Genomic DNA, 20,301 nt, shown 5'->3' with positions numbered 1-20,301 from the left:
CGAGTACACCCACTGCACGCCAAAACCACCACAAAGCGTTTACTACACTGAGTGAAACCTCAAATCGATGCCCTCCGGTTCGAAGTTCACCGCCGCGTTTTGCTACGCGTCGCTCGCCTTCGGCGTCCTCACGGGACTCAATTCCGTTCGGATCCTCGCCGAACTCCTCCTTTGGCCATCGGCACCCTCCGGTTGGTACGTCGCCGCGCTGTTACCGAACGCTTGCATTGCAATCATCGCGCTCAGTATCGGATTGATGGTTCAGTACACGCTGGACAATCCACACTCCTACGGAGTCAGTGACACGGCTATCGCCAAATGGAAGCAGTGGTAGAAGAGGTCACATCGGTTCGTCTCTACTGCAATCGGTTCGTCTCTACTGCAATCGCTTCGTCGTCTCTACCAGCGGATGGCGAGCGTAGTCTACGACCTGAATGTCGTCGATGGTTTCCAGTCCTTCCTTCTCGGCCGTCTTGGACATTCCGAGTTCGAGGCGGTGGTCGGTGACGATGACGTAGGCGTCCATCTCCTCGATGTCGAGGCGGTCCGCGGCCTTCGCGCGGTGGTGGCCGTCCGCCAGCAGGAGGGTGTGGCCGTTCTCGATGACGACGAGGGGTTCTGCCAGTCCGCGCTCCATCTCGTACACCCGGCCCTCCAGTTCGTCGGCGTAGACTTTCCCCTGTGTCGGCACGAGGTTGGCGAGGCGAACCTTCCGGCGACGCTGAGTCACCTCCGTGTCGTGGATGGATTCGAGCGTACGCATCAGCTTGCCTACCTTCTCGGGCGTCACGCGCTCGATTTGGCTCCGAATAACGTCCGTGTTGCTGATGATGCCGACGAGATTACCCGCGTCGTCGACCACCGGCAGTTTCTGAATCCCGGAGCGGAGAATGACACGCGCGGCGTCGTTCACGTCCATGTCCGGATGGGCCACGATGAGTTCCTGGCTCATCACCTTGAAAATCGGTTCTTGGTCGCTCGCCAGTAGCAAGTCGCGAGCGCTGACGAACCCTTCGACACGTCGTCCGTCACAGACCGGAAACCCGTTGTGACCGTCGCTCTCCGCGATTCGCCGGGCAACCGATTCGACGGTTGCGTCGGGGGAAACGGTCGCCACGTCGCGCGTCATGTAATCCTTGACTTTCGCTTTGATACCCTCCGTTCCTCCGTCGGAGAGGGTACGAACCGTTGGTGATGTGCGGCGACCGTTTTCCTCCTCGGCCTCGTCCATGCAGAGTACCCATGCTGTGACGAGCAAAAAACTTCCCGACCGTCGCTCCGATCTTTGCCCGAACCGACAAACCGATCCCTACTCGTCGTCGCTTTCGGCGAGTTGGATGTCGAACGCGGCGACGTGTTCCCTACTCGAATCGAACTCGTCGGGGCCGGGTCGGGAGCGAACCGTTTCGAAGAACCGGTCGGTGATTATCTCGCCGACGATGGTCGAAAGCGACGCTTCCTCTTCGTCCTCTACCTCCCCGAGCAGACCGAGCGGAATCTGTGCACCGGCCATATCGGCATGCCCACCCGCGCTTCCGATCTGCCCGAACGCGGCCCGCATGGTTTCACCGAGGTCCACATCAGTTCCCCTGGCACGCGCGGAAACGTATACCGTCCCCTCCATGAACCCGAAAACGAGCGTGACGTTGACGCCGTCCATGTTGAGCAGGCGGTCTGCGGCCTGCGCCAGCGCATCCCTGTCCGAAAGCGCGCCGACGCAACTCGCCAGCACCGTCCCGTCGAGTTTGCGGTTTCGAATCGCTCGGGAAATCGTATCGAAGGTGTCGGGCGTGATGGATGGGCTCTCGACGCGCTCCAGCGTGCCGGTATCGGCATGTGGGAGGAGGAACGCCGCCGCTTCGAAGTCCGCCTCGGACACCTCGCGGGTGAAATCCTTGGTATCAACGCGAATGCCGTACAGAAGTCCGGTTGCGACTCGCTGGTTGGGGTCGATACCGAGGTGTTCCAAATGATCCGCGAGCAGTGAACTCGTCGCACCCACGTCGCTGCGCAGGTCCACGAATCGCGCCTCGACCGGATGGTTCGGCGGATGGTGGTCGATAACCACATCGACCGGCGTGTCTTCGGGGAGTTGGTCGTTGACCCCCGGACTGGAGTGGTCCACCAACGCGATGCCATCGAACTCCGAGAGGTCCTCTCCCGGGTCGAGATTGCGCAAGTCCAGTTCGAGCAGGTTGACGAACGCCCGGTTCTCTTGATGGGAAATCGCCCCATAGTAGCACGTTTCGGCCTCGGTGCCGACCGACTCGGCCAACCCTTCCAGCGCAACCGCGCTGGCGATGGCGTCCGGGTCGGGGTTGTCGTGCATGAATATTCCGAGTTTACCGTCGATATCGCGGAGCACACGCTGGAGTTCGTGCGTTCGAAACGTCGTCTCCCTGTCCGTTATCGACAGGACGTGATCGACGATGAGCGTACCGGGGTCTACCAGTCGGTCGGCTATCTCGGCTAACTCCGTGGACTCATTCGTCGTCGGATTTTCGCCCGCGTAGGCGATGATGTAGGTGTTCGGGTACGCGTCACGGACGACGCGTGCCGCGTCCCGGTTCTGCTTGGGGTCGTCGCCCCCGACGAACGCGATATCGACGTGTGGCCGTCCAGCAGTCACCGCCGGGTCCGTGGGGTCGCCACGGGTCGCCGAAATTCCTTCCGTTCGGAGGGTTTCGACCCTGCTCTCGCTCTCATCGACGACGACGAGGCTCCCCGGCCAGTCGGCCACTTCCTCGACGATTGCATGCCCGACGGAGCCACAGCCGAGCATGAGCCGCGAAACCATTCTACCTCCGATTGCTAGTCGGGCACCTAAAACCTGTTGGGAATCACTCGACGGATGTTCACGAATCAAATCGGTGTACGTGATGGTGAGCGACGGCCCTTCGCTCGCCAGAATTTCGTCGTTCACCAGTCGTCACGTGACGGAACGACGAATCTCGTTCGCATAAACGATCCGTCGGCTGTGTCTTTGGCGGGCAGGCCGCTTGCCTGCCCGCCCTGCTGGTGTTCCCGAATAGAGTCACAGCTACGAACGAAACGCCGTCAAAAAAACCGCAAACGGTCCGATTCGGTTTCGTGACGGTTATCCGAGCAGCGTCAGCGCGGCGTTGATGGCCGTGTCGGCAACCGGGCTGAATGCCGGAAGCAGCAGAACCGTCGCCGCGGCAGCGGCGAGGACGGCAACGTAGAGTCCGGTCGGCGTACTTCGAATCGTCAGTTCGCCTTCCGGTTCCTCGATCCACATCGCCTTGACGACGCGGCTGTAGTAGAACAGCGACAGTGCGCTGTTAACGGCACCGACAGCCGCGAGCCACCAGAATCCGGCACCGACTGCGGCGCCGAACAGGACGTATTTGCTCATGAATCCGGCACCGATCGGCAGGCCAGCGAGGTTGAACATGAACACCGTCATGGCGACACAGGCAATCGGGGCCTTCGTCGCCAGTCCGTTGTAATCCTCGAACGTCCGACCGACGCCCCAGTTTTCCACCAGCGCGATGAACAGGAACGCACCCGTGTTCATGAAGCCGTAGACGAGCAGGTGCATCATCGCACCGCCCATCACCCAATCGTCGTTACCGCCGGTGAGGGCGGCGAGGCCGATCAGTACGTAGCCCGCGTGTCCGATCGAGGAGTACGCGAGCATGCGTTTGACTTTGTCTTGGGTCGCCGCGGCGAAGTTCCCGAGCGTCATCGTGATGACGGCGAGAATCTGGAACGCCAACACCCAGTCCACGGTCGTCGCCACGTCCCCGATCGGGAACGCGGTGACAAACACGCGGAACGCGACGGCGAATCCCGCGGCTTTCGAGGCCGACGAGAGGAACGCCGAGATAGGTGCCGGTGCGCCCTCGTACGCCTCGGGTGCCCAGAAGTGGAACGGCACGGAGGCCGTCTTGAACGCGAACCCGCCGAGCACCATCAGCACGCCGACGCCGAGGATGCCGGGAAGCGCCTCGACGTTGAGGTTGCTCGCGACCCGTCCGAGCTGGAGGTGTCCGGTGACACCGTAGACCAGGCTGATACCGTAGGCGAAGATGGCCGACGAGAGCGCGCCGATGAGGAAGTACTTGAGACCTGCCTCGACGCTTCCGCGGTTTTTCTTCAGGATGGCGACCAGCGCGTAGGACGGGAGGCTGGCCAGTTCGAGGCTGATGAACACCGTCGCCAGACTGTTGGAGTTCGCCATCAGCGTCATCCCCGTCGCCGCGAGGATGACGAGCGAGTAGAACTCGGCCTGATACGGCCGACCTTTCATGTAGTCGTAGCTCGCAACACAGACCAGCGCGGTGACGCTGGTGAAGATGAGCGTGAAGAACAGGCTCATCGTGTCCACGACGAGTGCGCCGTCGTAGAGTCTGATCGCCTCGTCTCCCGTTCCGGAGACGAGTAATAGGACAGCGACCGCGCCAGCGACGACCGCCCCGAGCGTCGAGAGGCCCGCGAGGAGCGGACGGTTGCTCGTATCGGGCGTGATACTGTCCACGAGGAGCAGCACCAGCGCCGTCAGCGCGAGGACGATCGCGGGAGCCATCGCGGTCCAGTCGGCACCTGCACCGAGTGCTTGTGCCATCAGTGACCACCTCCCGTGATGAGCGCCATATCACGAACGGAATCCTGAATCATCCCGTAGAAGATGTCCGGTTGGACACCCAGCAGGATGACGAGCAGGATGAGCACCACGAGCGGTGCCACGTCGTGGAAGTCGGCGCGCCCGACTTCGTAATCGGTTTCGAGGCGGAACGGGCCGAACAGGGTTCGCTGCATGGCGAACAACAGGTAGCCCGCGACGATGACGATGCCGAACATCGCCGCACCGGTGAACAGTGCGAGCGTGTTGCCTGCGAGCACGGTGGATTGGAACGCGCCGACGAAGATGAAGAACTCCGCGGCGAACCCGGCCATCAGCGGCAGTCCCATGTAGCCGAACGCGCCCGCGACGAACACCGCGACGGTGATCGGCATCTTGTCCGCGAGTCCGGACATGTCCGAGACCATGCGGGTGTGCGTCGTGTTGTAGATGACGCCGACCGCCATGAACATCAGGCCCGAGATGAGACCGTGCGCGATCATCTGGAACGTCGCACCGCCAACGCCGTACATGTTGTACGCGACCAATCCGAGGATGACGTACCCCATCGACGAAACCGAGGAGTACGCAACGATGCGTTTCAGGTCGGACTGGGCCAACGCGAGCATCGCGCCGTAGATGACGCTCACGACCGCCACGATGGCGATGATGAGCGCGAAGTCCTTCGCAACGCCCGGCAGCATCGTGAAGTTGAACCGCAGAAGCGCGTAGGTACCCATCTTCAGCATGACGCCCGCCAGCATGATGGACACCGGCGTCGGTGCCTCAACGTGGGCGTCCGGCAGCCACGTGTGGAACGGGACGATCGGGACCTTCACGCCGAAACCGGCAAACATGGCGAAGAACGCGACCACTTTCAGCGTGTTCGCGTCGATTCCGCCGAGTCCGCTGAGTTCGCCGTTGTTGAGTGCGGTGGTAATCGCTGGCAAGTCGAGCGAGGTCACCGAATCACCCAGTCCGAAGACGAGTGCGATGAACCCGATGAACATCACCAGCGAGGCCACGTTCGTGTAGACGAAGAACTTGATAGCCGCATACTTCCGGCGTGGGCCGCCCCACACGCCGATGAGGAAGTACATCGGCACCAAGACCATCTCCCAGAAGATGAACCAGACGAAGAAATCGAGCGCCGAGAAGACGCCAAGGAGGCTCATCTCCATGAACAGCATCAGGCCATAGAACTGGCTCTGGCGCGACTGTACCGGCGTCCACGCCGCCAGGATCGAGAGGGGCGTGAGCACCGTCGTCAGCACCAGGAGCGGCAGACTGATGCCGTCCAGTCCGACGTGCCAGTTGAGCGCGTACGGGCCGATAGCGACCCATTTTGCCATCGTTTCGAAAGCGAGGGTACCGCCCAACAGGGCATTACCCTGCGCTCCCGTCGCCTCGAAAGAGCTGTACATCCAGAGGCTCCCGCCGAGCGGGAGCAGGCTCAGTACGAACGCGAGTTTTCCTGCGACCTTGTCGGGCGCGAGGAACACCACGAACGCGCTGAGGAGTGTAACCGCGAGCAGTGCTTCGATCATCATCTAGAACCAACCTCCCGTGAAGCCGATGACGAGAAGCAGGACGACGAACGATGCCGTGAGAAGCAGCGCGTAGTTCGTCACGATACCGCTCTGGATCCGCTTCATCCTGCTTCCGCCGAACAGGCTCACGCTGGAGATGCCGTTGACGACGCCGTCGATGACGCCGCCGTCGAACTTGTCAGACGCCCGGGAGAGCGGGAGCGTGACGCCAGTTGCGAGCCACACCTGCGACTCGTCGAGGTAGTAGTTGTTGAACAGGACCGTCTTCGCACCACCCAGTTTGTCGGTGTGCTCGACGGGCTCCGGAACGTTGTAGAGCGTCCACGCGAGTCCCGCGCCCCCGAAGGCGAGGGCGAGCGACACCAGACCGGGAAGGAGCGGACTGAGATGTGACGGTTCACCGTAGGCGAACTCCTCGATGAGGTGTTCGTAGTGGTGCGCACCGGTCGCCTCGACCGGGCCGTTGAGCCACGCGTGAAGGAACTCGATGTTTTCCAAGTGCAGGAGTTCCGCGACCGGCGTCATGTTGACCAGGCCGGAAACGGCGGCGAGGATGCCGAGCACGACGAGCGGGAACTTGACGTTCCAACCGACGCCGTGCGGATTACGCGCCGTTTCGGACCGCGGCTTCCCGTGGAAGGTCAGGAAGACCATCCGGAACGTGTAGAAGCCGGTGAAGAACACCGCAATGAGGCCCATCACGTATGCGCCGAGTAGGACTGGGTTCTCCATGCCGTGGATGAGTGCCTCGTAGAGCACCTCGTCCTTCGACCAGAAGCCGGAGAACGGAACGATTCCCGCGAGCGCGAGCGAACCTGCGAGGAACGTCCAGTACGTGACCGGCATTCGCTCCTTCAGCCCGCCCATGTCCCACATGTTCTCGTTGTGGTGCATGGCGATGATGACCGACCCCGCTCCGAGGAACAGGAGCGCCTTGAAGAAGGCGTGGGTCATCAGGTGGAAGGTCGCCGCGACGTAGCCACCGGCACCCAGTCCGAGCATCATGTAGCCGTACTGTGAGATGGTGGAGTACGCGAGCACCTGTTTGATTTCTCGCTTGACGACGCCCATCGTCGCCGCGAACAGCGCCGTGAAGCCACCGATAAACGCGATGATGGCCAGCACCTGCGGAAGCAGGGCGTAGAAGCCGTACATGCGCGCGACGAGGTAGACGCCTGCCGCGACCATGGTCGCCGCGTGAATCAGCGCGGAGACAGGCGTTGGGCCTTCCATCGCGTCGGGAAGCCACGTGTGCAGCGGGAACTGTGCCGACTTACCGACGACACCGCCCAGCACCAGCAGGCCGATGATGGAGAACCACGCTCTCGGGTCGAGTCCGAACAGGGTGGTAACCTCACCAGCGCCGCCTTCGGCGAGCGCCATTTCCGCCATGTGCGCGAACGAGTGGTCGCCCGCGAACTGTGCCGTCCCGAAGGTGGCGAACACGGCCACAACGCCGATGAGGAAGAAGTAGTCACCGAAACGGGTGACGAGGAACGCCTTCTTCGCGGCGCTCGGTGGGCCGGGTTGACGGAACCAGAACCCGATGAGCAGGTACGAACACAGCCCGACGAGTTCGAAGAACATGAACGCCATCAGCAGGTTGTCCGCGAAGACGAACGAGAGCATGCTGAAGGTAAACAGGCCGAGACCGGCGTAGTACCGTGGCAGGCCGGTTTCGCCCTCGTCGTTCATGTATCCGAGGCTGAAGATGTGGACGAGCACTGCGACGAGCGAGACGATAACGAGCATCATCGACGACAGCGGGTCGAGGAAGATGCCGAAATGCAGGTTGAAGGTATCGAGACCGTCGACCCACACGATCGTCTCGTGATAGGATTCGCCGCCAGACACCGTGAGGAACACCCACAGCGAGAGGACGAACGACCCGGCGGTCGCGAGGATACCCGGAATCGCGCCACCTTTCGGAAGCATCTTTCGGGCGAACTCGCCGCCGAGCATTGCGATTAGGAACGATACGAACGGCAGGAGTGCGATCACCGGTGCCAGTTCGAATGCTGTTGCCGCCATTGTTACCACCTCATAGTCGTCGCTTGGGTTACGTCCACGTCCTTGAAGTTACGATACAGCACGAGGATAATGCCGATACCCACCGCGACTTCCGCGGCACCGAGCGCCAGCGTGAACAGACTGAACGTCTGGCCGGTCAGATTGCCGTGATAATGGGAGAACGCGACGAGGTTGATGTTCGCTGCGTTGAGCATCAGCTCGACGCTGATGAGGAACATCAGCGCGTTCCGTCGGGTGAGGATGCCGAACAGCCCCGTGCAGAACACGGCGGCCGAGAGCAGGAGGTAGTATTGAACTGAAACTACCATTACTCGTCGTCACCTCCCGATTCTTGACCGCCGTCCGTCCGGAGTGACGAGAAGACGCCACCGCCTTCGCGGCGGGCGAGCATCACTGCGGCCGCCAGCGCCGCGACGAGGACGAGGTCAATGATTTCGAACGCGATGAGGAAGCCTTCGCTCTGAACGATACTCTGGCCCTCAACGCTGAAGATGTTGAACATCGCGTAGCCGATGCTCGCGGTGATGTTGGCTCCGCTCGGGAAGCCTGCGGCGTCGCCGAACGACGCACCGAGGAACACCACGGCGAGGACACCGAATAGCGCGACTGCGACGATACCGGGAAGCATCGTCGATGGGTCACGCATGCGTGGTCGCGACGTCATGCGTTAGTCACCTCCTCTGTACTTGTTTGACGTGTGAGCATGACGGCGAACGTGATGAGGATGAGAACCCCGCCGACGTAGACGAGAATCTGCATCGCTGCAACGAACTCCGCCTGCAACATGACGTAGTGGACGGCAAAGCTCAGTAACGAAACACCGAGCAATAGTGCCGCATGCCACACGTCCCGCACCAGGACAGCGCCCAGGCTACTTGCCACTGTTACCGCGGCGAACAACCCGAACGCGATCATTTCGTATGCCATTTCGGTTACCTTTGGGTTTGGATAAACGCCCTTTTAAGATTTCGAGACGGGCGCGTTTACTGGTAGTCTACTGCTCCCTCGCCCTCCCCGATCCACGCGGAACGATCGGGTTCGCGTGATTCGAGTGGGTCGATATCTTTGTACCAGGGGACGTTCTTCAACTGTTCTTTGTTGTAGACGAGATCGTCTTTCGTGTCACCCGTGAACTCGAAGTTCTGGGTGAGCAAAATCGCGTCAACGGGACAGACCTCCTCGCAGAGTCGGCAGTAGATGCACTGCCCGACGTGGAGGTTGTACTGCTCGCCGTTGCGCTGGTCGTCCTGAACGATCTGAATCGTGTCGTTCGGACAGACGTTCTCGCATTGGCGACACCAGATACAGCGCTCTTGGCTGAACTTGTGGATGCCGCGGAAGCGTGGACTGACTTCGGGTGCCACGTCCGGATACTCGACCGTGAACGTGGACCCGTCCAATGCGTGTTTCATCGTCGTTGCCATTCCTTTGAGTAGTCCGATCATAGCATCACTCCCACGATGACGGCCGTGAGAACCAGGTTTGCGAACGAGAGCACGAGCATGCCCTTCCAACCGATTTCGATGAGTTGGTCGATACGAACACGCGGCACTGCCGAACGTGCCCACTGCGTGAACAGGAACACCGCCCAAATTTTGACGGTGAACCAGATGAAGCCGATCGACCCGGAAGCGGGCCCGTCGGGACCACCGAGGAAGACGGTGGCGATGATGGCACCGCCGAGGAAGATGTGCAGGAACTCACCGAGGTAGAACAGCACGAAGTACACGCTCGAGTACTCGGTCTGGTATCCTGCAACGATCTCCGTCGGCGCTTCCGGAATATCGAACGGGTTCCGTCCGATTTCCGCGAGGTTCGCCGCGAGGAAGAGCACGAACGCGAACGGGTTCACGAACGCGTACCACGCCGGGATGGCGAAGCCGCCGATGGAAACGAGCGTTTCCTGTTGCTGAGCGACGATTTGGCTCATCTGGAGCGACCCAGCGAAGATGACCACGGAAGCCGCCGTCACGACGAGCGGAATCTCGTAGGCGATGTTCTGTGCCACCGCACGGAGTGCGCCGAGCAGCGAATATTTGTTGTTCGACGCATAGCCACCCATCGTCACGCCGAGCGTGGCGATGGATGCGACGGCGAACACGTACGCGAGCCCAGTCTCGGGGTCAGCGAGTTGCATATTGATGCCGAAAAGGGAACCCATCGGAATGACGGCGAAACCGAGCAGCGCCGACGACGCCATGACGATCGGCGCGAGGTCGAACGCCGGTCGGTCCGCGCCGTCCGGAACGATGAGTTCTTTTCCGAGCAAACGCACTGCGTCCGCGACGATGATGAGCAGGCCGAACGGCCCGACACGGTTCACCGCGATACGGTCGGTGAACGCCGCGGTGATTTTCCGTTTCGCCCACGGTCCGGCGAACGCCGTCATCGTCATCATGACGGTCCCGATGATGGCAGCACCGATGACTGCAGACAAGAGCTCCTGCCATGCGGCGGGATTGTTACCGAACAGCGCGCGAGCGATTTGCTCGGGAAGGACGACCGGGCTTTGACCCTGCAATGGGACGAAGCTCATCGGTCAACCTCCCCGAGAATTACGTCGAGGCTACCGAGCGTGGCGACGAGGTCGGGGATGTACTCCCCATTGGACATCTCGCCGAGTGCCGCCAAGTTACAGAAGCATGGACTACGAATCTTGAATCGACCGGGTTTGTCCGTCCCGTCCGATCGGATGTAGATGCCGAGTTCACCTTTGGCCGCTTCGACGGCACGGTAGATTTCGGTGTCCGCTTCAGGTTTGAGCGTCCGGGGAACGTTCGACTGAATCTCACGTTCCTCTTCCGGCCAATCCTCGAGTAGGTCGACACACTGCTCGATGATTTTCGCCGACTCTTCGACCTCGCGCATTCGAACGAGGAAACGCGCGTAGTTGTCACAGCCGTCTTCTGTGACGACGTTCCAATCGAGTTGGTCGTAGTAGCCGTACGGGTCGTCACGACGCAGGTCGTAATCGATTCCCGATGCACGGGCAACCGGTCCGGTCACGCCGTACTGCTTGGCGACATCGGGTTCGAGGACCCCCGTGTCGATGGTTCGGATCTGGAAGATCTCGTTGTCCGTAACCATATCGTGGTACTCCTCGAGGGCGGTGGGGAGCTCGTCCATGAAGTCCCGGACCTTCTCGAAGAACTCCTCGCGCGGTTCCGGTATGTCCCAGACGACCCCACCGAGTCGGAAGTAGTTGAACATCATGCGCTGGCCGGTCAGGTCCTCCAGAATGTTCTGGATCACCTCGCGATCGCGCATGGCGTACATGAAGATAGCAGTGAAGTCGCCGTAGATGTCGAGCGCGAACGTTCCGACTGCAAGCAAGTGAGATGCGATACGACAGAGTTCCGCACCCATGGTCCGGATAATCTGTGCGTACTCCGGCACGCTGAGGTCGTTCAGGTCCTCGGCGACGCGGGCGTACGCCCACTCGTTGAGCAGCCCCGCGGACGCGTAGTCCCAGCGGTCCGGATACGGCATGATCTGGTGGCGGTACGTACCGTTCTGTGCCATCTGCTCCTCACAACGGTGGAGGTAGCCGATGTCCGGATCGACGTCCGCGACCTGTTCGCCGTCGAGCGTCGTCTTCAGGTGAAGCACACCGTGCGTCGCGGGGTGGTGTGGACCGATGTTGAGGAACATCGTGTCCGACTCCTCGTCGAGGTGATCTCCCTGAATCGGATTCGCGTGCTCGCTGAACGAGACGATCTGTGGTCGGTCCTGATCGTAGTTTCGCGAAAGCGGGTGACCCTGCCACGTCTCGGGGAGGAGGATACGACGCAGGTCGGGGTGACCGTCGTAGTCGATTCCGACGAGGTCGTACGCCTCACGTTCCTGCCAATCCGCTGCACGGAACACCGGTTCCGCGGTCTGGTGTTTCGGGGCGTCGAGCGGCGTCGGGACGACGACGCTCGCCTCCTGCGTCGGGTCGTCGTACTTTTTGAGGTGATAGACGCTCTCGTAGCGATCCTCGTAGTCCTGTGCCGTGAGCATCGAGAGGTGGTCGAAACCTGCCTCGTCGCGGAGCGTCCTGAGTGCGTCTTGCACGGCGTCGGGCCGAACGACGAAACCGGGAGCGTTCAGATGCTCCTCGCGCCCGATAACGTGGTCGTCGAGCAAGTCGGCGAGCTCGTCCCCATCGACACCTTCGACGGCGGGGACTTCCTCTTGAGAACTCATGGTGAATCAGCCCAGTTGTACCGCATGACGAGGTCGTCCTCGTCTATTTCCGTGGACAGTTTATCGACGAGCTCGTCGCGTTCCAAGTCGCCGAACTGTTCCAGCTCGTACGGTTTGACCGTCACCGGACTGGTTTCGCCGTTGGCGATGCGCTCCTGTAGTTTCACGACGCCGTAGACGAGTGCCTCCGGGCGTGGCGGGCAACCGGGGACGTGGATGTCCACCGGAATGACCTCTTCCGCACCCTTGATGACGTTGTACCCTTCCTGGAACGGGCCGCCGCTGATGGCGCACGAACCCATATTCACGACGAACTTGGGTTCCGGCATCTGATCGTAGACACGCTTCATTCGCGGCGCAAACTTCGAAACGATCGTCCCGGGGACGATCATCACGTCGGCCTGTCGCGGCGATGCGCGAGGCACACCCGACCCGAATCGGTCCAAGTCGTGTTTGACCGCGTAGGTGTGCATCATCTCGATGCTGCAGCAGGCGATACCGAACTGCAGCATGAACATCGACGACCCCCGGACCCAGTTCATGAACTTATCGAACTTCGTGAGAATAAACGGGGATGCGCCGAACGCTTCTCGAAGCTTCGAGTTGAAGCGGTTATCGACGCCGTCGCCCATTCGGGCCTCACGAGTTTTGGTCTGGGGTGCTGTGCTACCCTGAATAAATTCCCGTGGTTCGTTGCTCATTGTTCCACTCTCCGTTGCGTTCCGCGGGGGCTACGAACCCACCGCACCGCACCGTTACGCCAGGCCCAAACGAGGCCGACGACGAGAACCGCGATGAAGACCAACATCGGAACGAGCACCGTCGCAAGACTGACGCCACCTTCGATGGCGCTGCGATAGATGACAGTCCAAGGGAAGATGAGGACTGTCTCGATGTCGAAGACGACGAACAACAGCGCAACCATGTAGTATTGGATGTTGAAGCGGATGCGCGTCGTCCCGGTTGGAATTTCACCGCTCTCGTAGGTGGCGGATTTTCCCTGTTCTGGCACGGTCGGTCTGAGGAGACTTGAAACGACCATCATACTCAATGGTATCGCAAGTCCCACCAGAGCCAACGCGCCAATGGCTACCCATGGATTCATACCGGTATTCTCCTAGCAGGCGGTGTTTTGTGAGCGCACCCCTATAAGCGTTGATTCTTGCGATTCCAGGCAGCCAGACCCGCTTTGGTCCGTATCGAGGCAACTGACGCTTTCTTTTCCGTAACGCCACATTTCCAACACGGACTGAACCCGCCATCCCTACGCAATGGAAAGAAATGTGAGATGTTACGATTCGTCCCGGAACTGGGGTGTCCCGGTTTCGTGGAGTTTCGTGGACACCTCGCCGACGCTCGACTGCAGGTCGTCGTGGTACGCGACTAACCGTTCCCGAAGTTTGTCGTGTTCTCTGGCGAGTATCTGGACCGCAGAGAGACCGGCGTTGAACGACTTTCCGGTATCCACGGCAACGATCGGGGCGCCAGTTGGCATCCCGATAACCGATGAAACGGATTTTTCCTGCACCGGAACTCCGACGACAGGAAGCGGATATGCGAGCGAAGCGGTCATGTTCGGCAGGTCGGCGGATTTACCGCCTGCCCCCGCGATGATGACATCCAAGCCGCGGTCCTCCGCCGTTTTCGCGTAGGCGTACATGAGTTCCGGCGTTCGATGTGCGGAGACGACGTACGTCTCGAACGTAAACTCGGAGTTCGGTGGGTCGTCGTAATCGGTCACCTCTTCGAAGCCGAGTTCGGTAAGCGCCTCGTAGGCACCCGACATCACATCCAAGTCGGAATCGCTTCCCATGATGATACCGACGTCGGGAGTCGCTTCCGGATCACGGTCACGTCCCGCCTCGGCTTCGAACTGTTCGATGAGTCGTCGGACTGATTCTGCGTTCGTCATTGGAATGTGAGTTGATCGGTGAGCGAGCGTGCGTCCGTGAGTAGGTCGGCAGTCGATGGTTCGGTTCCAGATTCCTCGCCGACCAGCGTGACGTGCCCCATCTTTCGAAGCGGGCGAACCTCGCGCTTGCCGTACCAGTGGAACGACGCGCCGTGGGTCGAAAGCACCTCGCCCACGCCGGAGAGGTCGGCCGGTTGGCTGTCCACTACGTCACCGAGGACGTTCGACATCACGACCGGACTTCGGAGGTCCGTCGCGCCGAGCGGATAGCCGAGGACGCCGCGGACGTGCTGTTCGAACTGCGAGGTCAGTGCGCCCTCGATAGTGTAGTGGCCGGAGTTGTGCGGACGCGGGGCGATTTCGTTCACCGAGATCGCCCCGTTTTCGCCTTCGAACAACTCGATTCCGTACACGCCGCGGCCGGACAACACGGAGAGAACATCGCGTGCGACTTCTTCCGCCCGCTCGCGAACGGATTCCGGTGCGCGAGCAGGAACGACGGTTTCACGCAGGATTTCGTCCTCGTGGACGTTCTCACCGACGGGGAAAGTCGTGATCTCATCGTCACCCTTGACCGCGATAACGGACAGTTCGCGCTCGAAGGGGACGAACTTCTCGACCATCAACTCACCCGAGACCTCGTCGAGAGCGGCGTCTACGTCTTCCGTTGATTCGACGGGAACGTTACCACGGCCGTCGTACCCGCCTTTACGAGCCTTCAGCATCATCGGATAACCGAACTCCTCGCCTGCCGAGAGTAGGTCGTCACGGTCGTCCACGGGTCGGAAGTCGGGAACCGGAATTCCCTGCTCTTTCAGCGTGCGCTTCTGGACGAGTTTGTCCTGAATCATGCGTAAGGTACCCGGGTCGGGGTGCACGGGAACGTCGTACTCCGCTTCGACCGCTTCGAGCACGTTGGAGTCCGCTAGCTCTATTTCAAACGTCAGTACGTCGGCCCGCTCCGCGAGCTTTCGAATCGCATCTTCGTCGTCGAAATCACCGACGATCTGATCGCGGGCGACCGGAGACGCCGGACAGTCGGGTGTCGGGTCCAGTACGAGCAGTTCGACACCGAGCGGCGAGGCGGATTCCGCGAGCATCCGACCGAGTTGTCCGCCACCGACGACGCCGAGCGTTGGCGGTGAAGCCGTAACCATGTTGTCCGCGAGTTATGGCTGAGAGTGCATAAAATTTGCCAAGCACACACAAGAATATGCACGATTATGCATGTACGTTCGCCTCACGGAGCGCGCTTCGCTTGATGTAAATCGTCGTCTCGCTCCCAAATAGCGTGAGTTCGTGGTCGTAGGCAACGTAGCCGGTCAGATAGCCGTCGAGATCGGGTCGCTTTTCGGTTCGGGTGATAACGACCGGCGGCTTTCGACTGTCGAACGTATCGTTTTTCAACGTACTATCGACCTTCGCGTCCGCAAGTTCGGTGTACCAGGGCAGTGGCAGGCGATTGTACCAACTGCTTGCGGGTGGCCAGTACTCGTTGTCCCCCTCGTCAGGGACGTAGAAGATGTACTGGCCCTGGTCGTCGAGATAGCCGTAGTATAGCACATCCGTACCGTCTCGATTCGCCTTTGACACTGCCTGTACTTTCTCTAGCGTCGGACCGATTCCGTCGGCCGGTTGGCCGTACTGCACGAGGTGGTTATCCTCCTGACCACCGAACATGCCGGGGATTTGGTGGTCCTGTGGGTGTAAATAAACGATACTGATCGCCGGGAACGCGACCTGAGCAACGACGAGCAGCGCGACGATTCCCGCGGCCGCCATCCCCGAATCATCGCCGTCCTCGTAGGCTTCCCGACCCCATCGGTAGAGGAGCGCCACACCGACCGCCGCCGGAATTGCGAGGGGGGCTACGACGTGGGCGGTGACCCATCCTGCTTTGATATCCGTCACGAGGGGGTAGCCGAGGATTCCCACTGCGCCCCAGTAGAATGCGAACGAGACGAGGTCGCGGGGACGGTCGTCAACGTATCGGACGGCGAGAAATCCGAGTATCGCGAAGACGACCAACGGAAGTGCCCCTTGTTCGAGTACCTTCACGAAATGTTTCAAGTAAGGAAGGTATGCGTGGCCATGGCTCGTGACCCACTGTTGAGTGAGTTCCTCCCACGAGCCGACTATCGCTTCCGAGATGACGGCACTGAACATCGTCGGATCGCCGAACGCTTTCCACAACCCCGGCCCTTCGAAGCCCCGCGCCCGCGGCGCGTAGAAGTAGACGAAGATGACGAAGAACTCGATCAGCGCGAGCAGAAGGTGTGGAGCAAACCGGGAGACGCTGGTCCCGGTCCGCTTCGCATACTCGGCGAACACGCCAGTCCACCCCCTGTCGTGATCGCGTGCGAGAAGCAAGCGATGGTCGAGCAACAGCGCACCCGCACCGAGCCACGAGAGGATGTAGAGGAGGACGTTCTCCTTCGTCGTGAATCCGAGCGCCATCGCGGCGGTTCCGGCGTAGAGGTACCGGGCCTCCCCCGTTGCGTGCGCACGGAGGAAAAACCCGAGTGCGAACAACATGAACGCCGCGAGAAGCACGTCGTTCCGCATGAACCGCGAGTAGTAGAGCAAGATGGGGTTGACGGCGAAAAAGAGCGCGAGGGCGACCATCTCCGATTCGCGAAGATGGTCGCGGTAGAGCCATGCGGCAAGCGGAAGCAGGCCGGTGACGAGCGCGACTGGGAGTCGAGCCACGAAATCGTTCGCACCGAACAACTGAAAGAGGACGCTGTTCACCTGTGCGAAAAACGGCCCGTGGATAACGGCGTGATACTCGAAGACACCGGTCTTCTGATAGCGGAGAATCCAATACCCGACACGGGCTTCGTCCCAGTGAGCGGATCGGGACCCGAGACGAAAGAGACGGAGTACCAGCGCCAACGCCGTGACGGCGAGAAGACCAGTGAGACCCCGGTTCCGGGCCACCCAACCGGACAACGGGCGTTCGTCCGAATTCATTGTTTTCTTCCAAAACGGAGGAGGGATACAAGCGTTGCGGAGAGCGGTAGTTCTTTTAGTTGCGCTGGCCTTCCGCCAGATATGGTAACGCTCGGACTCGTCGTCGCGGAGTTCAACGCGCCGATAACGGAGCAGATGGAGGCGTCGGCACACGAAGCCGCCGACGAGCACGACGTAGAGATAGTCGAAACGCTACACGTCCCGGGGGCGTACGACACGCCCCTCGCGGCGGACAAACTCGCCCGGCGGGAAGATATCGACGGCGTTGCAGTGCTCGGTGCCGTCATCACCGGGGACACCGACCACGACCAGGTCATCACGACTGCAACGGCGCAAAAGCTGACTGATGTGAGCGTGAACCGGGATACCCCCGTCGCGCTCGGAGTTACTGGACCGGGGATGTCGGCCGCGGAGGCCCGCGAGCGTACCGACTACGGTGCGCGAGCAGTCGAAGGAGCTATCGACCTCGTGGAGGAACTCCAATGACGATGGACTTCTCGGATCGAATCCAGCGCGTCGAGCCCAGTGCGACGCTCGCAATCAGCAGTCTCGCTTCCCAACTCGAAGCCGACGGCGAGGACGTCATCGACCTGAGCGTGGGCGAACCCGACTTCCCGACCCCCGAAAACGTCGTGGAAGCCTGTGAGCAAGCGATGGAGGACGGCTACACGGGCTACCCGCCGTCGAACGGTGTTCCGGAACTCCGCGAAGCGGTCGCGGAAAAACTGCGTGGCGACGGACTGGAATACGAGGCGGACAACGTCATCGTTACGCCCGGCGCGAAGCAGGCGCTCTACGAGACGGTGCAGACGCTCGTTGACGACGGCGACGAAGTCGTCCTTCTCGACCCGGCATGGGTTTCCTACGAGGCGATGGTGAAACTCGCGGGCGGCGACCTCACTCGGGTCGACCTCGCACCGCACGACTTCCAACTCGAACCCGCCCTCGACGATCTCGGCGATGCCATCTCCGACGACACCGAACTGCTCATCGTCAACTCGCCGTCGAACCCGACCGGCGCGGTTTACTCCGACGCCGCGTTGGAGGGCGTCCGCGATTTGGCGGTCGAACACGACGTGACCGTCATCAGTGATGAAATCTACGAGAAAATCACCTACGGCGTCGAACTCACCAGCCTCGCGACGCTCGACGGGATGTTCGACCGCACGGTCACGATAAACGGTTTCTCGAAGGCCTACTCGATGACCGGCTGGCGACTCGGCTACCTGGCCGGTCCGGAGGAACTCGTCTCGCAGGCCGCGAAACTCCACTCGCATTCGGTTTCCTCGGCGACGAACTTCGTCCAGCGTGCAGGCGTCGAAGCCCTCCAAAACACCGAAGCCGCGGTCGGCGAGATGGTCGAGGCGTTCCACGAACGCCGAGACCGGCTCGTCGCGCTCCTGAAACAACACGACGTGGACGTTCGAACGCCCGACGGGGCGTTCTACATGATGCTCCCCGTCGATGGCGACGACCAGCAGTGGTGTGAAGACGCATTGGAAGAGGCCTACGTAGCAACCGTTCCCGGAAGCGCCTTCGGGGCGCCGGGATATGCCCGCATCTCCTATGCGGCCGACCTCGATCGAATCGAGGAAGCGGTCGAGCGACTGGTCGAGAACGAACTACTCTAATCGGCCGACGAAACCGCTTCATCCGTCTCTTCTGTCGATAGCACGTGCCCGCCGACGAGCGTCAGCGCTGCTACGCCCACACCCGCGATGGTCGGGGCGATGCCGAACGGACTCCCGGCGAGTCGCAGGCCGACTCCAACGATGGTGCCGGACACCATCGACGCGACGAGGGCATTACCCGCGACACCGCGCCAGTACAGACCAGCGTAGACCGGGAGCAGGAACGCACAGGTGAGCAGGACGGCACGGAATTCGTAGAGGCTGATGATCGCCCCCGGCGGATTCACGGCGACGACGGTCGCCGCGAGGCCGAAGAAAATCGTCGCATAGCGCGAAACGTCGAGTTGCTTCGATTCGGGCGCATTCGGGGCGAAATAGCCGTAAATGTCACGGGCCGTCGTGACTCCGGTCGCGTGAAGCCGCGTGTCGGTGGTCGAAAGGATGGCGCTCATCGCGGCGAGGATGATGAACGCGCCGACCTCCGTCGGCAGGTACTCCGTGATGAGCACCGGGAACGCGCGGTCGGTGTTCTGAATCGCGAGTCCGGCATTGTGGAGCGCGACGCTCGTTGCTCCGCCGAGGAGAACGAGGATGACCTCGAACGCTCCGAGGAGGACGCCCGCGGCGGCGAGGTGGAATTTCGCGGTTTCGATGTCCCTCGTCGCGTTGATTCGAATGATGTTACTTTGGCTCGTGAACACCGTTCCGAAGAAGGCGACCATGGAACCGACGATGCCGACCACGGTGTATACGCCGTTTCCGAGGGGCGCGGTGTTCGCGGCGTCGAGCGCGGCGAACTGCGTGTTGATGGACGTGAGACTGCCGAGGTCGAATGTGAGGTAGACGAGCGCCAGCACGACCATCGCGTACATGACGATACCCTGCAGGAGATCGGTCCATGCGACACTTACCAAGCCGCCCATGACGGTGTAGGCGATGAACACGAAGCCGAGAACCCACACCATGTAGCGGTAGGGGACGCCCGTAATGGTCGTCACGAGGATACTCGCGCCGACCAACTGCATGATGAGGTAGAGCCATGCGTTACCGAGCAGGACGACGGCGGCGACCGGACGCGACCACTCCTTTCCGGTCACGTCGGCGATGATGTCGGGGAGCGTGACGTGATTCAGTTCCCGAACTCGATGAACGACGAAGTACAGACAGCTGATACCGAGCATGAGGCCGAACGAGATGCCCGCCATTACCGCGTAGCCGACGTCGTAAATCGCACCGATGAACCCGACGACTGCGACGGCACTGACGAAGTTGGCGACGTACGACCACGTCGCCAACCACGGCCCCAAGTCGCGACCATAGACCCAGAAGTCCTCCACATCGTTCGTTCGGGTGTATCCCCACGCGCCGACCGCGAGAACGACGAGAAGGTAGGCGGAAAAGGTGACCAGATAAACGGTGTTGACCGCCATC

At 61.1% G+C, this 20,301-nt stretch carries 20 protein-coding genes; 3 read left to right on the top strand and 17 right to left on the bottom strand.

The genetic code is table 11. From position 1 onward, the window contains the following. The first annotated feature begins 67 nt into the window (after positions 1-67). Entirely contained in the window at positions 68-334 is a 267-nt protein-coding gene (locus tag OOF89_RS11290) for a hypothetical protein (protein WP_266076158.1), read from the top strand. 42 nt (positions 335-376) lie between these two features. Here the strand turns inward: OOF89_RS11290 and OOF89_RS11285 are convergent, their stop codons facing one another. From OOF89_RS11285 to OOF89_RS11210, 16 genes are all read right to left on the bottom strand, one after another. After that, positions 377-1,129, bottom strand: a complete 753-nt coding sequence (locus OOF89_RS11285; protein ID WP_407661611.1) for a CBS pair associated ParBc domain-containing protein — start codon at positions 1,127-1,129, stop codon at positions 377-379. Positions 1,130-1,309: 180 nt separating this feature from the next. Then, positions 1,310-2,797 (bottom strand): DHHA1 domain-containing protein, encoded by a 1,488-nt coding sequence (locus OOF89_RS11280; protein ID WP_407661610.1) that lies wholly within the window; start codon positions 2,795-2,797, stop codon positions 1,310-1,312. A 300-nt stretch (positions 2,798-3,097) separates the two neighbouring features. Beyond that, a complete protein-coding gene (locus tag OOF89_RS11275; RefSeq protein ID WP_266076152.1) occupies positions 3,098-4,588 on the bottom strand; it encodes an NADH-quinone oxidoreductase subunit N in 1,491 nt (496 codons plus the stop codon). Further along, the gene (locus OOF89_RS11270) at positions 4,588-6,135 is read right to left on the bottom strand and encodes a complex I subunit 4 family protein (RefSeq protein ID WP_266076150.1); all 1,548 of its coding nucleotides are present in this window, start codon (positions 6,133-6,135) and stop codon (positions 4,588-4,590) included. The genes OOF89_RS11275 and OOF89_RS11270 overlap by 1 nt, the downstream gene beginning before the upstream one ends. Next, positions 6,136-8,166, bottom strand: a complete 2,031-nt coding sequence (gene nuoL / locus OOF89_RS11265) for an NADH-quinone oxidoreductase subunit L (protein WP_266076148.1) — start codon at positions 8,164-8,166, stop codon at positions 6,136-6,138. It lies immediately after the preceding gene. A gap of 2 nt (positions 8,167-8,168) precedes the next feature. Then, a complete protein-coding gene (gene nuoK, locus OOF89_RS11260) occupies positions 8,169-8,474 on the bottom strand; it encodes an NADH-quinone oxidoreductase subunit NuoK (RefSeq protein WP_266076147.1) in 306 nt (101 codons plus the stop codon). Then, a complete protein-coding gene (locus OOF89_RS11255; RefSeq protein ID WP_266076145.1) occupies positions 8,474-8,830 on the bottom strand; it encodes a proton-conducting membrane transporter in 357 nt (118 codons plus the stop codon). The genes nuoK and OOF89_RS11255 overlap by 1 nt, the downstream gene beginning before the upstream one ends. Further along, positions 8,827-9,093, bottom strand: coding sequence for an NADH-quinone oxidoreductase subunit J (locus tag OOF89_RS11250; RefSeq protein WP_266076144.1), 267 nt, complete (start codon positions 9,091-9,093; stop codon positions 8,827-8,829). The genes OOF89_RS11255 and OOF89_RS11250 overlap by 4 nt, the downstream gene beginning before the upstream one ends. Before the next feature lie 56 nt (positions 9,094-9,149). Continuing rightward, a complete protein-coding gene (locus OOF89_RS11245) occupies positions 9,150-9,611 on the bottom strand; it encodes a NuoI/complex I 23 kDa subunit family protein (RefSeq protein WP_266076142.1) in 462 nt (153 codons plus the stop codon). After that, complete coding sequence (locus OOF89_RS11240; protein WP_266076140.1) at positions 9,608-10,702, bottom strand: complex I subunit 1/NuoH family protein; 1,095 nt, start codon at positions 10,700-10,702, stop codon at positions 9,608-9,610. Before OOF89_RS11240 ends, OOF89_RS11245 begins: the two co-directional genes overlap by 4 nt. Then, positions 10,699-12,354, bottom strand: a complete 1,656-nt coding sequence (locus OOF89_RS11235; RefSeq protein WP_266076138.1) for an NADH-quinone oxidoreductase subunit D — start codon at positions 12,352-12,354, stop codon at positions 10,699-10,701. The genes OOF89_RS11240 and OOF89_RS11235 overlap by 4 nt, the downstream gene beginning before the upstream one ends. Then, the gene (locus OOF89_RS11230) at positions 12,351-13,055 is read right to left on the bottom strand and encodes an NADH-quinone oxidoreductase subunit B (RefSeq protein ID WP_266076136.1); all 705 of its coding nucleotides are present in this window, start codon (positions 13,053-13,055) and stop codon (positions 12,351-12,353) included. Before OOF89_RS11230 ends, OOF89_RS11235 begins: the two co-directional genes overlap by 4 nt. After that, positions 13,052-13,459, bottom strand: coding sequence for an NADH-quinone oxidoreductase subunit A (locus OOF89_RS11225; protein WP_266076134.1), 408 nt, complete (start codon positions 13,457-13,459; stop codon positions 13,052-13,054). The genes OOF89_RS11230 and OOF89_RS11225 overlap by 4 nt, the downstream gene beginning before the upstream one ends. A 186-nt stretch (positions 13,460-13,645) precedes the next feature. Next, positions 13,646-14,266, bottom strand: a complete 621-nt coding sequence (purE, locus tag OOF89_RS11220) for a 5-(carboxyamino)imidazole ribonucleotide mutase (protein ID WP_266076132.1) — start codon at positions 14,264-14,266, stop codon at positions 13,646-13,648. Beyond that, positions 14,263-15,423 (bottom strand): 5-(carboxyamino)imidazole ribonucleotide synthase, encoded by a 1,161-nt coding sequence (locus tag OOF89_RS11215; RefSeq protein WP_266076130.1) that lies wholly within the window; start codon positions 15,421-15,423, stop codon positions 14,263-14,265. Before OOF89_RS11215 ends, purE begins: the two co-directional genes overlap by 4 nt. Positions 15,424-15,487: 64 nt before the next feature. Beyond that, the gene (locus OOF89_RS11210; RefSeq protein WP_266076128.1) at positions 15,488-17,239 is read right to left on the bottom strand and encodes a flippase activity-associated protein Agl23; all 1,752 of its coding nucleotides are present in this window, start codon (positions 17,237-17,239) and stop codon (positions 15,488-15,490) included. Between the two features lie 81 nt (positions 17,240-17,320). Here OOF89_RS11210 and ribH point away from each other — a divergent pair, with 81 nt between their 5' ends. Continuing rightward, the gene (ribH, locus tag OOF89_RS11205) at positions 17,321-17,725 is read left to right on the top strand and encodes a 6,7-dimethyl-8-ribityllumazine synthase (RefSeq protein WP_266076126.1); all 405 of its coding nucleotides are present in this window, start codon (positions 17,321-17,323) and stop codon (positions 17,723-17,725) included. Beyond that, the gene (locus OOF89_RS11200; RefSeq protein WP_407661564.1) at positions 17,722-18,870 is read left to right on the top strand and encodes a pyridoxal phosphate-dependent aminotransferase; all 1,149 of its coding nucleotides are present in this window, start codon (positions 17,722-17,724) and stop codon (positions 18,868-18,870) included. The genes ribH and OOF89_RS11200 overlap by 4 nt, the downstream gene beginning before the upstream one ends. Here the strand turns inward: OOF89_RS11200 and OOF89_RS11195 are convergent. Then, positions 18,867-20,300 (bottom strand): sodium:solute symporter family protein, encoded by a 1,434-nt coding sequence (locus OOF89_RS11195; RefSeq protein WP_266076124.1) that lies wholly within the window; start codon positions 20,298-20,300, stop codon positions 18,867-18,869. The two genes, OOF89_RS11200 and OOF89_RS11195, sit on opposite strands and share 4 nt — an antisense overlap. Position 20,301: the final 1 nt, after the last annotated feature.

This window comes from Haladaptatus caseinilyticus (assembly GCF_026248685.1).
Lineage (GTDB): Archaea > Halobacteriota > Halobacteria > Halobacteriales > Haladaptataceae > Haladaptatus > Haladaptatus caseinilyticus.
This window is presented reverse-complemented; position numbering and strand designations above follow the sequence as displayed.

Excerpts from the sequence above, each read along its gene's own strand:
- OOF89_RS11230 (WP_266076136.1), bottom strand. The coding sequence starts at position 13,055 with ATGAGCAACGAACCACGGGAATTTATTCAGGGTAGCACAGCACCCCAG.
- OOF89_RS11290 (WP_266076158.1), top strand. The coding sequence starts at position 68 with ATGCCCTCCGGTTCGAAGTTCACCGCCGCGTTTTGCTACGCGTCGCTC.
- OOF89_RS11240 (WP_266076140.1), bottom strand. The coding sequence starts at position 10,702 with ATGAGCTTCGTCCCATTGCAGGGTCAAAGCCCGGTCGTCCTTCCCGAG.
- OOF89_RS11210 (WP_266076128.1), bottom strand. The coding sequence starts at position 17,239 with ATGAATTCGGACGAACGCCCGTTGTCCGGTTGGGTGGCCCGGAACCGG.
- OOF89_RS11275 (WP_266076152.1), bottom strand. The coding sequence starts at position 4,588 with ATGGCACAAGCACTCGGTGCAGGTGCCGACTGGACCGCGATGGCTCCC.
- OOF89_RS11195 (WP_266076124.1), bottom strand. The coding sequence starts at position 20,300 with ATGGCGGTCAACACCGTTTATCTGGTCACCTTTTCCGCCTACCTTCTC.
- OOF89_RS11245 (WP_266076142.1), bottom strand. The coding sequence starts at position 9,611 with ATGATCGGACTACTCAAAGGAATGGCAACGACGATGAAACACGCATTG.
- nuoL (WP_266076148.1), bottom strand. The coding sequence starts at position 8,166 with ATGGCGGCAACAGCATTCGAACTGGCACCGGTGATCGCACTCCTGCCG.
- OOF89_RS11280 (WP_407661610.1), bottom strand. The coding sequence starts at position 2,797 with ATGGTTTCGCGGCTCATGCTCGGCTGTGGCTCCGTCGGGCATGCAATC.
- nuoK (WP_266076147.1), bottom strand. The coding sequence starts at position 8,474 with ATGGTAGTTTCAGTTCAATACTACCTCCTGCTCTCGGCCGCCGTGTTC.
- OOF89_RS11285 (WP_407661611.1), bottom strand. The coding sequence starts at position 1,129 with ATGACGCGCGACGTGGCGACCGTTTCCCCCGACGCAACCGTCGAATCG.
- OOF89_RS11235 (WP_266076138.1), bottom strand. The coding sequence starts at position 12,354 with ATGAGTTCTCAAGAGGAAGTCCCCGCCGTCGAAGGTGTCGATGGGGAC.
- OOF89_RS11250 (WP_266076144.1), bottom strand. The coding sequence starts at position 9,093 with ATGGCATACGAAATGATCGCGTTCGGGTTGTTCGCCGCGGTAACAGTG.
- OOF89_RS11200 (WP_407661564.1), top strand. The coding sequence starts at position 17,722 with ATGACGATGGACTTCTCGGATCGAATCCAGCGCGTCGAGCCCAGTGCG.
- OOF89_RS11225 (WP_266076134.1), bottom strand. The coding sequence starts at position 13,459 with ATGAATCCATGGGTAGCCATTGGCGCGTTGGCTCTGGTGGGACTTGCG.
- OOF89_RS11215 (WP_266076130.1), bottom strand. The coding sequence starts at position 15,423 with ATGGTTACGGCTTCACCGCCAACGCTCGGCGTCGTCGGTGGCGGACAA.
- ribH (WP_266076126.1), top strand. The coding sequence starts at position 17,321 with ATGGTAACGCTCGGACTCGTCGTCGCGGAGTTCAACGCGCCGATAACG.
- OOF89_RS11270 (WP_266076150.1), bottom strand. The coding sequence starts at position 6,135 with ATGATGATCGAAGCACTGCTCGCGGTTACACTCCTCAGCGCGTTCGTG.
- OOF89_RS11255 (WP_266076145.1), bottom strand. The coding sequence starts at position 8,830 with ATGACGTCGCGACCACGCATGCGTGACCCATCGACGATGCTTCCCGGT.
- purE (WP_266076132.1), bottom strand. The coding sequence starts at position 14,266 with ATGACGAACGCAGAATCAGTCCGACGACTCATCGAACAGTTCGAAGCC.